Raw genomic sequence first — 12666 nt, 5'->3', positions numbered from 1 at the left:
ACTAGCGCTTCAGACGGACATCAAGCGCGTCGCGCAGACCGTCCCCCAGAAAGTTGAACGCCAGCACCGTGTACATGATGGCAAGGCCGGGAAAGACGGCCCACCACCACTGTCCCGTCGCCAGATACTGCTGACCGTCCGAGACCATGAGCCCCCAGCTGGGAGTGGGCGGCTGAGCCCCGAACCCAAGAAAGGCCAACCCCGCCTCCGTCAGGATGATGCCCCCGATGCCCAAGGTCGCCTGAACGATCACGGGCGCCAGGGTGTTCGGCAGGATATGTTTGAAGAGGATCGTCCTGACGGGAAGCCCCAGAGCGCGTGCGGCCTCGACGTACTCCCTCTCCCTCAGTGACAGAAACTGCGCCCGCGTCACCCTGGCTATCTGAACCCAGCTCACCAGGCCTATGGCCGTGAACACGACGATCATGCTGGGATTGTTGAGCACCGCCACGATAGCCAGGACGAAGAGCATGAAGGGAAAGGCGAAGATCACGTTGAGCAGCCACGAGATGAGATCGTCCACGACGCCCCCGAAGTACCCCGCCACAGCACCGAGCGGCACTCCGACCGCCAAGGCGACCAAGGTAGCCAGAAGTCCGATCTGGAGTGAGAGGCGCGAACCGTGAATGACACGGCTCAGGATGTCGCGGCCATAGGCATCCGTCCCCATGAGATGCCCCAGAGAGGGCGCCGCCAGCTTCGCCTTGGCCCCCTCGGTCCAGAGCAGCTGTTTGTAAGGATCATAAGGCGCCACGTAAGGGGCCAGGACCGCCACCAGCAGAAGAAAAACGATCATGAACAGCCCCAGCATCGCCAGCCGGTTGCGGCGAAAACGCAGCCAGGCCTCGTACCACAGGTTGCCGACCGCGCCCCTTCTCGGCGCGGTGCCTCGCTCCGTCCGGTCACTCATAGCGGATCCTCGGATCAAGAAAGGCGTAGGAGATGTCGACCAGCAGATTGGTGACAAGGAAGGTCACGGCCATGAAGACCACCACGCCGCGGATCATGGGCAGGTCCCTGGCCAGAAGCGAGTCCACAGAAAGCCTTCCCACTCCGGGCCAGGCAAAGATGCTCTCCGTGAGGACCGCACCGGACAGGAGCGAGGAGATCTGCGTCCCGATCACCGTAACGACCGGGATCATGGCGTTCTTGAGAGCGTGACGGGCCACCACGGTAAACCTCCTCAGCCCCTTGGCCTTGGCCGTGCGCACATAATCCTGGCTCAGGACCTCGAGCATACAGGACCGCGACAGACGCGCCGTCAGGGCGGCAGGACGGACCCCGAGGGTGACCATGGGCAGAATCAGGTACTTGAAGGAGCCGTCGCCGTAGCCCACACCCGGAACCCAGCCCAGGGTGTAGGCGAAGAGCAGGAGCAGGAGCAGTCCCACCCAGAATACGGGCGCACTCACTCCCGCCACGGCAACCAGCATCGCGGTATAGTCGAAGACCGAGTACTTCCTTACTGCGGATAGAACCCCAGCACCGACCCCCAGCAGGGTGCCCAGAAGCAGAGCCCCCGAGGCCAGCTTGGCCGTCGCCCCGAAACGGGACGCAATCGCCGAGGTCACCGGCTCGTTGTTGCGGTACGATGTCCCCAGGTCTCCGCAGCAGAGCTGCCCGATGAAACGGAGATACTGACGACCGATCGGAAGGTCGAGCCCCATGTCCGCACGGATCTTGGCGAGAGTCTGCTCGTCCCCACGCTGTCCCGTCATGATCGTGACGGGGTCCCCCGGAACGATGTTGACGACCAGGAACACCACCGTGACGACCCCCCACAGGACCGGGATCGTGTACAAAACCTTTCTCAAAATGTAAGAGAACAAGGCAACACCTCCCCCTTTCGTGCCTTCTGCTTATGGAACGCCCAACAGAGCGGCGTTCCCCTCACCGTTGCCGGAAACGCCGCCGCCTCTCCTCCGGCGCGTTCCCGCGCCAGGACGACGAAGAACTTCATGATCCAGGCCTTCAGCCGATTCGCTTACCAAACACCTTCAGATGTTTCAGGGCTCTTGAGGCATCCAGCCCCCTTGAGGGCGCGCTTTCCTCGTCCTCCGTCGTCACTCCCCGCAGTTCGCCCCGATCCCCTGCCTGCAGCTCACCCCTGCCACTTGAGGGCGAAGGCGGCCATCGCGGCGGCGCCGGTCCAGAGCACGGATTCGTTGACGTCGAAGCGGGCGTTGTGGTGCGGGTAGTCGCGCTCGTCGCCGAAGGTGGAGCAGTGGTAGAAGAACGCGCCCGGCACCTTCTGGAGGTACTCGGCGAAGTCCTCCGCGCCGGAGGAGGGCAGGGCGACCTCGCGCTCCGCACCCTCGCCCAGGGTCTCCCTCACCACGTCCCGCATCTTCAGGGCGATCGCCTCGTCGTTGAGCACGGGGGGCAGGTGCCCGCTGAAGGTCACCGTCCCGCGGCCGCGCATGGAGGCCGCCACGCCCTCGACCGTCGCGGTGATACGCTCCTTGAGAAAGGCGTCGGTCCTCGTGTTGAAGCAGCGCATCGTCCCGAAGAGCTCGCAGGTGTCGGCGATGATGTTGTGGGCGCGGCCGCCCGCGATCCTGCCGAAGGTGACGACGGCCGGCTCGAAGGGGCTGATCTCGCGGCTCACCAGGGTCTGGAGCTGGGAGACGACCTCCGCCGCCATCACGATCGGGTCCACCGTAAACTGGGGCGTGGCCCCGTGCCCGCCCCGGCCCTGGAGCTCCACCTTGATCGTCGTCGTCGAGGCCATCATGGGGCCCACCCGCCAGCCGACCTGGCCGGGCTCGAGCCCCTCCCAGATGCTTCCGGTGTGGAGCCCGATGATCGCGTCCACCTTGTCCAGCGCACCGCTCTCGATCATGGAGACGGCACCCGCGACGGTCTCCTCAGCGGGCTGAAAGATGAAGCGCACCGACCCCGCCAGCTCGGACCGGGACTCGGCGAGCAGCCGCGCCGCGGTCAGCAGCATCGCCACGTGGGCGTCGTGCCCACAGGCGTGCATGCACCCGTTCGTGGCGGCGAAGGGCAGGCCCGTCTCCTCCTTCACCGGCAGCGCGTCCATGTCCGCGCGCAGCGCCAGCGTCCTCCCCGGCCTGCCCCCCACCAGGGTGGCGCAGACCCCATGGCCTCGTCCCAGCCCCGGGCGCAGCTCGTCGAGCTTCAGCTTCTCCAGCTCCCGAACGATCACTCCCTCCGTGAAGGGAAGATCGTGCTCCAGCTCCGGGTGGGCATGCAGCTCCCGGCGGAGCTCCACGGCGTAGTCGTTCAGCTCCGAGGCCCTTTTTTTGACGTCCATATCCAAATCAACACCCCTCCAAGAATTATGCCTGTTGGGCAAGGCTACCCCAGGTATCCCCAGGCAAAGATCGCCATAAACAAGGCCATCATAAGGTTCAGCAGGGCGCGGCCCCGCCATCCGGCCCGCCAGCGCCGCGTCGCCATCACGACCATGACCGCGGCGCAGCCGAAAAGCACCGCCGCGGGAACGGGCATCCCCATCGTCATATCGATCGCCCCCCGCCTTTTTTTCGCGGAAGTTCCGCATAAAAACTCATGGCACGAAACATCCCAACCTGTAGAGTAGCAGAGATGCGTCAGGACGCAAGAGGGGGGCGCGGCCAAGCGCTCCCCTCCTCGCGCCGCCGGCGCACGCCCATCTTCGCCATTTTTGCAGGAGGTCTCGTTCATGAGCTTTGCGGGTCTGCTTTCCCTGGGTTTTGTCCTGAGCTGCGTTCTGACCGTTTCGGGTGCGGCGTGTGCCGCGGAAAGCGGGGGGGTTCCGCCCCTCTTTCCGATGGAGGATTTCTTCCGGAACCCCGAGGTCGGCGCCTTCGCGCTCTCCCCCGACGGCACCAGGCTGGCCTTCGCCAAGCCCTGGGAGCGCCGGATGAACGTCTACGTCCGGGATATCGCCACGGGCGACGAGAGGCGCGTGACGGGCGCGACGGAGCGCGACATCGCGGGCTTCTTCTGGAAGGGCAGCGACCGCATCGTGTACATGCAGGACAAGGGCGGGGACGAGAACTTCCACGTGTACCTGACGGACATCGAGGGCAAGGCCTCGCGGGACCTCACGCCCTTCGACGGCGTCCGGGCCGGGGTGCTGGACGACCTGGAGGAGGATCCGGAGCACATGCTCCTGGAGATGAACCGGCGCAACCCCGAGGTCTTCGACGTCTACCGCTGCACGCTCGCCACGGGCGAGCTGACGCGGATCGCCGAGAACCCCGGCAACATCACGGGCTGGATGACCGACCACGAGGGCAGGCTCCGGGCGGCCTACGAGACGGACGGCGTCAACGCGTCGCTCCTCTATCGCCCCACGGAGAAGGACGAGTTCAAGACCCTGGTCACCACCAACTTCAAGGACTCCTTCTTTCCCCTGATGTTCAGCTACGACAACAGGCTCCTCTACGTGGGTTCGAACCTCGATCGGGACAAGATCGCCATCTACACCTTCGACCCCGACGCGAACAAGACGCTCTCCCTGGTCTTCGAGCACCCCGAGGTAGACGTGTCGAGCCTGATCTCCTCCAAAAAGAGAAAGGTCGTCACGGGGGCCGTCTACACCACGGACAGGAGCCGCTACCATTTCTTCGACAAGGACCGGGAGGAGCTCCAGAACACCCTGGAGAAGTTCTTCCCGGACCACGAGGTCGCCGTCACCGACATGGACGACGCCGAACGGAGGGTCATCGTCAGGGTCTACGGCGACCGGACGCGCGGCGGCTCCTACCTCTTCGACCGGGAGAGCAACAGCCTGACGAAGCTGGCGGACCACTCGCCCTGGCTCAAGGAGAACACCATGGCCCCCATGCGGCCGATACAATACACCTCCCGCGACGGCCTGACGATCCACGGCTACCTGACCCTTCCCCTGGGGGTCGCCTCCAGGGACCTCCCCGTCGTGGTGATCCCCCACGGGGGCCCCAGCGCACGGGACACCTGGGGCTTCGACTCCGAGGCGCAGTTCCTGGCCAACCGCGGCGCGGCGGTGCTGCAGGTGAACTTCCGCGGCTCCACCGGCTACGGAAAGAAGTTCTGGCAGGCGGGTTTCAAGCAGTGGGGGCGCGCCATGCAGGACGACATCACGGACGGCGTCGAATGGCTGATCGGACGGGGCATCGCCGACCCCAAGCGCCTGGCCATCTACGGCGGGAGCTACGGCGGCTACGCGGCCCTGGCCGGCGCGGCCTTCACGCCCGACCTCTACGCCTGCGCGGTCAGCTACGTCGGGCCGTCCAACATCTTCACGCTGCTCGAGAGCATCCCGCCCTACTGGGAGCCCTTCCGGGAGATGGAGTACGAGGAGATCGGGCATCCCGAGAAGGACAAGGCCCTGCTGGAGGCGATATCGCCCGTCTTCCACGCGGACAGGATCCGGATCCCGCTCTTCGTGGCCCAGGGCGCCAACGACCCTCGGGTCAAGCGCTCGGAGTCCGATCAGATCGTCGAGGCCGTCCGCAAGGCCGGCAAGGACGTCGTCTACATGGTGAAGGACAACGAGGGACACGGGTTCCGCAACGAGGAGAACCGCTTCGACTTCTACCGCGAGATGGGCGATTTCCTCAAGAAGCACCTGGACCTGCGCTGAGGCTTCCGCAAGATGCCGGATGGGGCGCCCCCCTTCGGCATCTTGCGCATTCTCCTTTCCGTCGTCCCGATGCGGGATATGACGATGACGCGTCCGGCACGCTGCGCGATAATGGGGGCGGGATTGAAACGGGCGGGCTGCCGCCTCGCCCGGACGTTCCCGGGACAAAAAAGTTGGGAGTGACGGTTTGGTGAGGACGATACTGTCCGAAAGAAGTCCACGCATCGACGCGATGGCGCCGGCTCGGCTCGAGGTGGCGCTGTTTTCCATGGGGTGTTTCAAGAGCTCGGAGGCGCGGCTCGGCATCACGCGGGGGGTCTGGCATACCTGCGTGGGCTACGCGGGCGGAGCTTTCCCCTCCCCCACCTACGACGATGTCGGCGACCACACCGAGGCCGTGATGGCGGAGTACGACCCCGGGGCAATCAGCTACGGACAGCTTCTGGAGCTCTTCATGTACTGGTACTGTGCCTCGCCCCTGGAGACCTCGCCGCGCCGGGCGCCCCGCATCTTCGTTCGGGACGTGAAGGAACGGCGTCTGGCCCAGGCGGCCGTCGAACGCAACGCCCTCTGCGGGAAGGACTATCCCAGGGCGCACATCGTGCCCTTCAAGACCTTCTACCGCGCGGAACCCCGGCTCCAGAAGCATCACCTGCGCCGCGAGCCCTGGCTCTTCGAGGAACTGCTGGCGCTGTACGGCACCGAGGAGGACCTGCTCCGCTCGACTTCGGCCGCCCGATTGAACGGCCTTCTGGGACAGGCCCCGGCACCGGCCCTGCGATCCCTGCCGGAGAGCATCGACCTCTACGGTCTCAGTCCCGAAGCGGTCTTGACTTTGCAGCACCTTGGAGACCAGGCCACATACCCATGAGGGCCGCGTCCCCTTAAGGAAGGAGAGAACAACCGTCATGAAAATCGTCGTCGTCGGATTGGGCGGAGTCGGAGGCATCGTGGGCGGTCGCCTGGCGTCCGCCATGGCGGACGATCCGGAGCATCGGGTCGTCTTCTGGTGCCGGGGCGAGACCCTGAAAAACGTCCGGGAGAACGGCCTCAGCCTGACGGCCCAGGACGGGACGATCGTCGTCCGGCCCTCGCTCGCGACGTGCGACGCCGCGGAGGCGGGCACCGCCGACGTCCTGCTCTTCGCCACCAAAGGACATCAGCTCGAGAAGGCGGCCCAGGCGACCGCGCCGCTCGTTGCGCCCTCCACCCGCGTCGTCCCGCTGCTCAACGGCGTATCCGCCCTCGGAGCGCTCGAAAAGACGTTGCCGCCCTGCGACCTCCTCGGCGGGTGCATCTACGTCTCCTCGCACATCGTGTCCCCCGGGGCCGTCCGCCAGGTGGGCGCCGTGCAGCGCCTGATCTTCGGCAAACAGGGCATCAGCGAGGCGGAGAACCGCATGCGCCACTCGGACCTGGAACAGGTCCTCAAGCGCAGCGGCATTCAGGTCACCCTCACGGAACGCATCGACGTGGAGATGTGGGCAAAGTTCCTGTTCCTCTCCCCCCTGGCGGCCGCCACGACGTACTACCGCAAGAGCATCGACGAGGTGCTCGACGACCCGGCGGGACGAGGGGCGGTCATCGACATGATCCGCGAGGCCGAGGACCTGGCCCGCGCCCTGGGGACGAACCTGCCGGAGAACATCGGAAACCTGACGCTCGAGAAGGCCCGGGGCTTCGCCCCCGGAACGAAGACCTCCATGCAGCTCGACCAGGAACAGGGAAGGGTCACGGAGCTGGAGTTTCTGGTGGGGCACGTCTGCCGCGAGGGCCGGGCCAGGGGCGTCCCCGCCCCGACCTACGAGACCTTCTACGAGGGGCTCAAAACCTGCTGCAGAACGAGCTGAAACGCACCGCACGGGGGACCGGGACACGGTCCCCCGCCCTTTATCCGAAGCCCCGGAGATCGTGCTCGAACTCCTCCCGGCTCATCGCCCTGTAGGGCTCCGCGGGCTTGCCGGGCACGTGTAGCGCGCCGACCGGACAGAAGCCGATGCAGCGCTGGCAGGACTGGCAGACCTTCGGGTCGATCGCCGGCAGGGGGTCCATCGTGATGGCCCCCTCGGGACAGTGCTCCGCACACCAGCCGCACCGGACGCACCGCTCCCCGTCGACCGCGATCGGATAGAGCCTGTAGAAAAAGTCCCACGGCCGCCGGGTCTGGGACAGGCGATACAGGAACCGGGAGAGCAGCGGTATCCCGCACCGGACCGAGGCCTCGCCCCGGACGAGCTCGGAGGCGAACTGCCGGAGGTCCTCCATCGCCCTGGCGACCCGCGCCGCGTTCCGCTCCGTCGGCATCGTCCGGTTGTCGTAGTTTCCGGGCATCACGAAGAAACGGGCCCCGACGGGCCGGTACCCCCTCGCCCTCAGGACCTCGCCCATGGGCGCCTGCATCCCTCCGGAGTAGCCGCCCATGGTCCCGGCGATGAACACATCCCGCCCCTCCCCGGGGGGAAGCGCCCGTATGAAGCGCCAGACCGTCGGATACGTCGAAAAGCACGCGACGGGAAAGACGAGCCCCAGGACCGTTCCCCGATCCAGAAGAGGCAGGGGGACCTCCATCCCCCTCAGGTTCGCGGAGACCCCCTCTCCTCTCAGGGCATCGGCGAGGGCCCGGGCGATCATGAGGCTGTTCCCCGTCCCCGAGAAGACGCACAGCTCCACCGTGCCGCCGGGGACCAAGCCCGAGCGTCCGTGGGACGAAACGGGCCGATCCGGGCAGGACCGATTCTCGAATCGCTTCATCACGACTCCCCCTCGAAAAAACGAAAGGCCCGGCGCCCCGGGCCTCGAGGATATCTACCGGGTTCCGCTCTCCGGAGCTCTTTCGCCGCGGTCCCCATCCGTCTCGAGCATGGCCTCCACCTCGTGCCGCCAGGGCATGGAGGGCTGGGCGCCGAACCGCGTACAGGCGAGGGCCCCGGCCGCGGCGGCAAAGCGAACCGCCCGCTCGATCGGCATCCCCTCCGAGATCCCCACGCTCAGCGCGGCACAAAAGGCATCCCGGGCTCCCGTGGAGTCCAGAGCCTGTACCTTGAAGGGCAAAAAGTCAAAGGACTTCCCCCGGGAGAACACCATCCCCCCGCGGGCGCTTCGGGTCACCACCACCGTCTTGACGCCCCGGGCGATGAGCTGCTGCGCGAGGTCCGCGATCTTCCGCTCCGGAACCGCGTCCCCGCTCGATTGCCCCGGCGAGTAGAAATCGAGGGCCGTCTGGTTCAGGACCAGGCAGTCGATCATGTGCCAGGCCTCCGGGGGCAGCGGAAAAAGCGGGTCCGCGGACAGAAAGGTCCGGCACCCCGTCCGACGGGCCATCTTCAGCCCGAAGGCCACGGCTTCGGGGGGGCTCTCCAGCTGGAACAAAACGGCGTCGACCTTTTTGAACAGCTCCTTGGCCCGCTCCAGGACCGCCTCGTCGAGCAGGGCATTGGCCCCCTGGGAGAGCACAATGGTGCTGGCCCCCCCGTCCGCCACGGTGACGACGGCGACCCCCGTCCCCGCCTCGGAGCGCGTCTCGAGACAGTCGCAGCCGATCCGGCTTTCCGTCAGCGTCGTCCGAAGCCTCGCGCCAAAATGGTCGTCTCCGACGCACCCGATCATGTGGGACTCGGCCCTGAGGCGGGCACAGGCCACGGCCTGATTGGCCCCTTTCCCTCCTCCGGTCATGCCAAACGAGCCCCCGAGAAGGGTCTCCCCCAAACGCGGCTGGCGCGGAGCCCGGATGACCAGGTCCATATTCAAAGAGCCGACGACTGCTATGGCGGCCACACAAAATACCCCTTTCAGCTTGATGGTTTCAATCTTGTCATGATACCATATCTTTGGGGAAGCTTCTCGAGGAACCACCCACCCCACACACGGAATCCTCCGGCCGAGTGCGCAGGGTCCCTCGCTCCTCCGTCCCCATCGTCGCCGACACAGGACTCCATATCTGTTCAGAGGTGAATTTGAATGCCCTTTCAGCCCCCCCGGTATCAGGCGCCCGACTTCGACGCACCGTGCTCCAGGCAGGCTCCATCCGTCCGCACCGTCCCCGTCGAAATGGATGGCGTCGCCCCTCACGGCTTTCGCGCCGCGTCCATCCTTCTCGAGTCCTTCAAGGTCGGCGGACGCTGGCTGCTCCCCGAGAAGGGCCGTAGGGACCGCGCTCCCGTCCCGAGGGGAAACCGGATCGGCATCGTGGAGTTCCGCCGCCTGCGGGACCGGGGCTCCCGGTCCGTCACCATCGCGACCGACGCTCGGGACTTTCCGATCCGCCTGAAGAACAATCCGATGGAGCCGTGCCCGGAGAGCGCGGCCGCGGGGGTGCGTTCATGAACCTTCCCCGCCTGATCATCGCCGACGAAATCGGGGAGAAGAGCGTACCGGCCTCCCTCCTGCTCATCCAGGCCCTGCGCAGCCGCGGAGCGCGCGTGAACGTCTTCATGAGCGGCCGGCGGGAGGAGTACCTGCGCCTGATGGAGCTTTTGTCCGGCGCCCCCGTTTGCTGCATCGACACCTACAGTGCCGGCAGCGGCCGGAACCTCAAGACCCTCTTTCAGCGCAGGGCCGCGCCCGACGCCATCAACGTGGTCTCCGTGCCGCTGGGAAAGGCCGTGGACGAAAGGACGTTCCAGACCTACCCCGAGCCCCAGGAGCTCGCAAAGGTCCTGGACTGCGGCATCCTTCCGATCCTGAACGCTTCGACCTCCGCCGTGGCGACCACAAATCGCACGCTGTCCGTATTCGCGTCGCTCAACGAGGCCGTTCGGGACAGGGTGCAGGGGCTGCTCCTGGCCTCGGTCAAGAACCCCAGGGACTTCCAGCTCCTGGAACAGGAGCACAACCGGCGCTCCCCCGTCCTCAGCCTGGGTTACATCCCCAAGAACGTCGAGCGCGCCATGCCGGCGCTGATCGAGCTGGCCCCGCACGGGGCCTCCATGAAGCTGCTTCAGCTGAAGAGTGCGTCCCTGCAGCTGGGAAGCGCCGTCCGCCAGGTCGAGTGGTCCGTAATTGAGGCCCTGGCCCGCCTGAACGAGCCCTGGACGCCTCCGGAGCTGCTGAGATATCCGTCCTGCCACCTCAATGTGGCCGTCATAGGCCAGGACATCTCGCTCGAGGGGGAGGGCAACATCGAGGCCCTTCGCGCCATGGGCTGCACCCCCCACCCCTGCGACCCCACGCGCGACCCCTTTCCGATGGCCGCCGACATGCTCTATTTCCCCCACGCCCTGGCCGATACGACCGCCGAACGCATCCTGACGAACGCGGGCTTCCGGGAGGGGATCCTGAAGAGCGTCCAGAACAACAAACTGATCCTGGCCACTGGGGCCTCCGCCGTCCTCTTCGGACAACAGTACCGGACCACGGCCCAAAACGTTCTGGAGGGGCTGGGCGTCTTTCCGTTTCACGCCTACTCCATCCCCAGGGACGAGGAGCACGGAGCTCGGAAGATCGAGATCCGGGGGACGCGGGACACGTACTTCACCAGGACGGACGAGAGGCTGCGGGGCTACGAGATCAAAGGGGTGGCCATCGCCAACCCCGGCAATCTGGGGCAGCCCTGCCTCTCCTACCGCAACATGAACGGCGACGCCGAGACGGGCGTCTCGGGCTGGAACTCCAGCTACTGCTTCGTCACGGGGCTCCGCCTGGACCTTTGGAGCTCCCTCGACGTCCTCCACCGCTGGCTTTCGCTTCGAAAACGCAAGTGAGCCCGAGCGGCGGAGGGCGCGTTTCCGGCCTTCCGCCGCTCGGAAGGAAGGGCAAAGGCAATCCGTCCGCGCGGCGTTTCGCCCCCTCAGCTCAACAGGTCCCGATACGCCTCACGGAGCCTGTCCATCTCCAGCTCGTCATATTTGCAGGCCGTCCACTTTTCAAAGAGGTAAGCCGCATACTCCTCGACGGTACGGACGCCGCTTTCCGAGGCTCCCGTCTTGATCGAACGCAGGGACCGCAGCACCTCCATGGCGATGGTCACGTCGCCCTTCCCGTACAGGACAATCTGATGGTAGGCCCCGAACAGCAGACCGGAAAGGTCGTGCGCCCTGAAAAACAGGCATTCGTCTCCCTCCATGTCCTCCGGAACGAGATAGCCCTCCCGCAGTCCCGCCACCTCGCGCAGCGACAGCCCGATGAACTTCAGGCAATGGACCGCCGTGTTGGGATCGTTGATTCCGGGCGAAAGGGCCTTCAGAGCGATCTCCACGATTTTCTGGATTGCGAAGCCGAAGTCCTGCGACTGCGTCCTCTTGTTGCCTATCCGAACGCAGCTCCGTATCCTTTCGACGAGGTCGTCCTCCAAATCCTCGTCCTGGCCGGAGTGGAGGGTCAAGATCTCCGTATCCCTGGATACGGGCTGTCCGACGAGCTTTCGGATGCAGACGTTCAGGGAGTGTTCCTCCACGATCTCCTCGAGCCTGGACCGGTCGATCTCCTGAATGAAGCCGTCGGCCAAGCCGGGGACGGACAAAGCTCTGGTGCGGCGCAGCCTTTCCTGCGCCACCGACGACGGAACCGCCCGGCAGCGCTCCACGAAGGTGCGGTACCGTTCGATCTCCTCCAACGCCTGCCTGTGCAGCCTCAGGATCAGGTTGTCGACCTGGATGAACATCGACACGTTGTGGATGAAAACGAGGAAATAGATCAGGCCCGCGATGGAGTAGAGCACCCCCGCCCCCGCAGCGAGAACGCGGACGTTCTGCCGGCCCGCATCCATGAACATGAGGGAGGTCACGGCATAGACGAATCCGCCGAGGAAGAGCCCGAAGGACTTCATCGTGGTCCTGTTGTCCAGGAAATTCTCCACCACGCGGGGAGTGAATTGGGAGGAATACATGGTCAGGACGACCATGGTCGTCGAAAAGGTGAAGATCGCCGTGGTGATGAAGGCACCGGCGACAATGCTCAACACGGTCTGGGCCAGCTCCGGCGTCGTATAGAAAAGGGCATACCCCCCCAAGGGGACGCCGCCGCGGCTGTCGACGGTGGCCAGCACCAGGGCAAGACAAAGGGAGAGTGTGCCGTAGAGGACCGGATACAGCCAAATGCTGTTCCGAACCCTCTCGATCGTTCTTTTGACGAACATCCTGATCATCGCGCAACGC

13 protein-coding genes are annotated in these 12666 nt (G+C 65.6%); 5 read left to right on the top strand and 8 right to left on the bottom strand.

The genetic code is table 11. The features are described 5' to 3' along the window. Position 1 precedes the first annotated feature (1 nt). From EII26_RS03695 to EII26_RS13075, 5 genes are all read right to left on the bottom strand, one after another. A complete protein-coding gene (locus EII26_RS03695; protein WP_124887795.1) occupies positions 2–910 on the bottom strand; it encodes an ABC transporter permease in 909 nt (302 codons plus the stop codon). Next, on the bottom strand, positions 903–1829 hold the full coding sequence (locus EII26_RS03690; protein ID WP_124887794.1) for an ABC transporter permease: 927 nt from the start codon (positions 1827–1829) through the stop codon (positions 903–905). Before EII26_RS03690 ends, EII26_RS03695 begins: the two co-directional genes overlap by 8 nt. After that, the gene (locus EII26_RS13080) at positions 1811–1960 is read right to left on the bottom strand and encodes a hypothetical protein (protein ID WP_158612140.1); all 150 of its coding nucleotides are present in this window, start codon (positions 1958–1960) and stop codon (positions 1811–1813) included. The genes EII26_RS03690 and EII26_RS13080 overlap by 19 nt, the downstream gene beginning before the upstream one ends. Before the next feature lie 141 nt (positions 1961–2101). Further along, positions 2102–3277, bottom strand: a complete 1176-nt coding sequence (locus EII26_RS03685) for a M20 metallopeptidase family protein (RefSeq protein WP_124887793.1) — start codon at positions 3275–3277, stop codon at positions 2102–2104. Between the two features lie 44 nt (positions 3278–3321). Continuing rightward, a complete protein-coding gene (locus EII26_RS13075) occupies positions 3322–3486 on the bottom strand; it encodes a hypothetical protein (protein ID WP_158612139.1) in 165 nt (54 codons plus the stop codon). Between the two features lie 181 nt (positions 3487–3667). Between EII26_RS13075 and EII26_RS03680 the strand changes: the two genes are divergently transcribed. The 3 genes from EII26_RS03680 (at position 3668) to EII26_RS03670 (ending at position 7425) form a co-directional block, all read left to right on the top strand. Next, entirely contained in the window at positions 3668–5575 is a 1908-nt protein-coding gene (locus EII26_RS03680; protein ID WP_124887792.1) for a S9 family peptidase, read from the top strand. Between the two features lie 190 nt (positions 5576–5765). Next, the gene (locus tag EII26_RS03675; RefSeq protein ID WP_199735048.1) at positions 5766–6446 is read left to right on the top strand and encodes a peptide-methionine (S)-S-oxide reductase; all 681 of its coding nucleotides are present in this window, start codon (positions 5766–5768) and stop codon (positions 6444–6446) included. Positions 6447–6483: 37 nt separating this feature from the next. Next, positions 6484–7425 carry a ketopantoate reductase family protein gene (locus EII26_RS03670; protein WP_124887791.1) on the top strand — a complete coding sequence of 314 codons (942 nt, stop codon included), beginning with the start codon at positions 6484–6486 and terminating at the stop codon, positions 7423–7425. 40 nt (positions 7426–7465) lie between these two features. On the opposite strand, the gene EII26_RS03665 is transcribed toward EII26_RS03670, so the two are convergent. Both EII26_RS03665 and EII26_RS03660 read right to left on the bottom strand, forming a co-directional pair. Beyond that, entirely contained in the window at positions 7466–8326 is an 861-nt protein-coding gene (locus tag EII26_RS03665) for an EFR1 family ferrodoxin (protein WP_124887790.1), read from the bottom strand. Positions 8327–8380: 54 nt separating this feature from the next. Next, positions 8381–9349: a ribokinase gene (locus EII26_RS03660; protein ID WP_124887789.1), complete on the bottom strand. Its 969-nt coding sequence runs from the start codon at positions 9347–9349 to the stop codon at positions 8381–8383. 183 nt (positions 9350–9532) lie between these two features. Between EII26_RS03660 and EII26_RS03655 the strand changes: the two genes are divergently transcribed. Next, complete coding sequence (locus EII26_RS03655; RefSeq protein ID WP_124887788.1) at positions 9533–9898, top strand: hypothetical protein; 366 nt, start codon at positions 9533–9535, stop codon at positions 9896–9898. Continuing rightward, entirely contained in the window at positions 9895–11274 is a 1380-nt protein-coding gene (locus EII26_RS03650; protein ID WP_124887787.1) for a hypothetical protein, read from the top strand. Before EII26_RS03655 ends, EII26_RS03650 begins: the two co-directional genes overlap by 4 nt. Before the next feature lie 86 nt (positions 11275–11360). On the opposite strand, the gene EII26_RS03645 is transcribed toward EII26_RS03650, so the two are convergent. Then, positions 11361–12647, bottom strand: coding sequence for a DUF2254 domain-containing protein (locus tag EII26_RS03645; protein ID WP_158612138.1), 1287 nt, complete (start codon positions 12645–12647; stop codon positions 11361–11363). Positions 12648–12666: the final 19 nt, after the last annotated feature.

Source organism: Fretibacterium sp. OH1220_COT-178, from assembly GCF_003860125.1.
In the GTDB taxonomy this organism is placed as follows: Bacteria; Synergistota; Synergistia; order Synergistales; family Aminobacteriaceae; genus CAJPSE01.
The sequence above is the reverse complement of the archived record's forward strand: the minus strand, read 5'-3'. Positions and strand labels throughout refer to the sequence as shown.

What these genes read in the sequence shown, in the direction of transcription:
- EII26_RS03695 (WP_124887795.1), bottom strand. Translation starts at nt 910, where the DNA reads ATGAGTGACCGGACGGAGCGAGGCACCGCGCCGAGAAGGGGCGCGGTC.
- EII26_RS13080 (WP_158612140.1), bottom strand. Translation starts at nt 1,960, where the DNA reads ATGAAGTTCTTCGTCGTCCTGGCGCGGGAACGCGCCGGAGGAGAGGCG.
- EII26_RS03685 (WP_124887793.1), bottom strand. Translation starts at nt 3,277, where the DNA reads ATGGACGTCAAAAAAAGGGCCTCGGAGCTGAACGACTACGCCGTGGAG.
- EII26_RS13075 (WP_158612139.1), bottom strand. Translation starts at nt 3,486, where the DNA reads ATGACGATGGGGATGCCCGTTCCCGCGGCGGTGCTTTTCGGCTGCGCC.
- EII26_RS03680 (WP_124887792.1), top strand. Translation starts at nt 3,668, where the DNA reads ATGAGCTTTGCGGGTCTGCTTTCCCTGGGTTTTGTCCTGAGCTGCGTT.
- EII26_RS03670 (WP_124887791.1), top strand. Translation starts at nt 6,484, where the DNA reads ATGAAAATCGTCGTCGTCGGATTGGGCGGAGTCGGAGGCATCGTGGGC.
- EII26_RS03665 (WP_124887790.1), bottom strand. Translation starts at nt 8,326, where the DNA reads ATGAAGCGATTCGAGAATCGGTCCTGCCCGGATCGGCCCGTTTCGTCC.
- EII26_RS03655 (WP_124887788.1), top strand. Translation starts at nt 9,533, where the DNA reads ATGCCCTTTCAGCCCCCCCGGTATCAGGCGCCCGACTTCGACGCACCG.
- EII26_RS03650 (WP_124887787.1), top strand. Translation starts at nt 9,895, where the DNA reads ATGAACCTTCCCCGCCTGATCATCGCCGACGAAATCGGGGAGAAGAGC.
- EII26_RS03645 (WP_158612138.1), bottom strand. Translation starts at nt 12,647, where the DNA reads ATGTTCGTCAAAAGAACGATCGAGAGGGTTCGGAACAGCATTTGGCTG.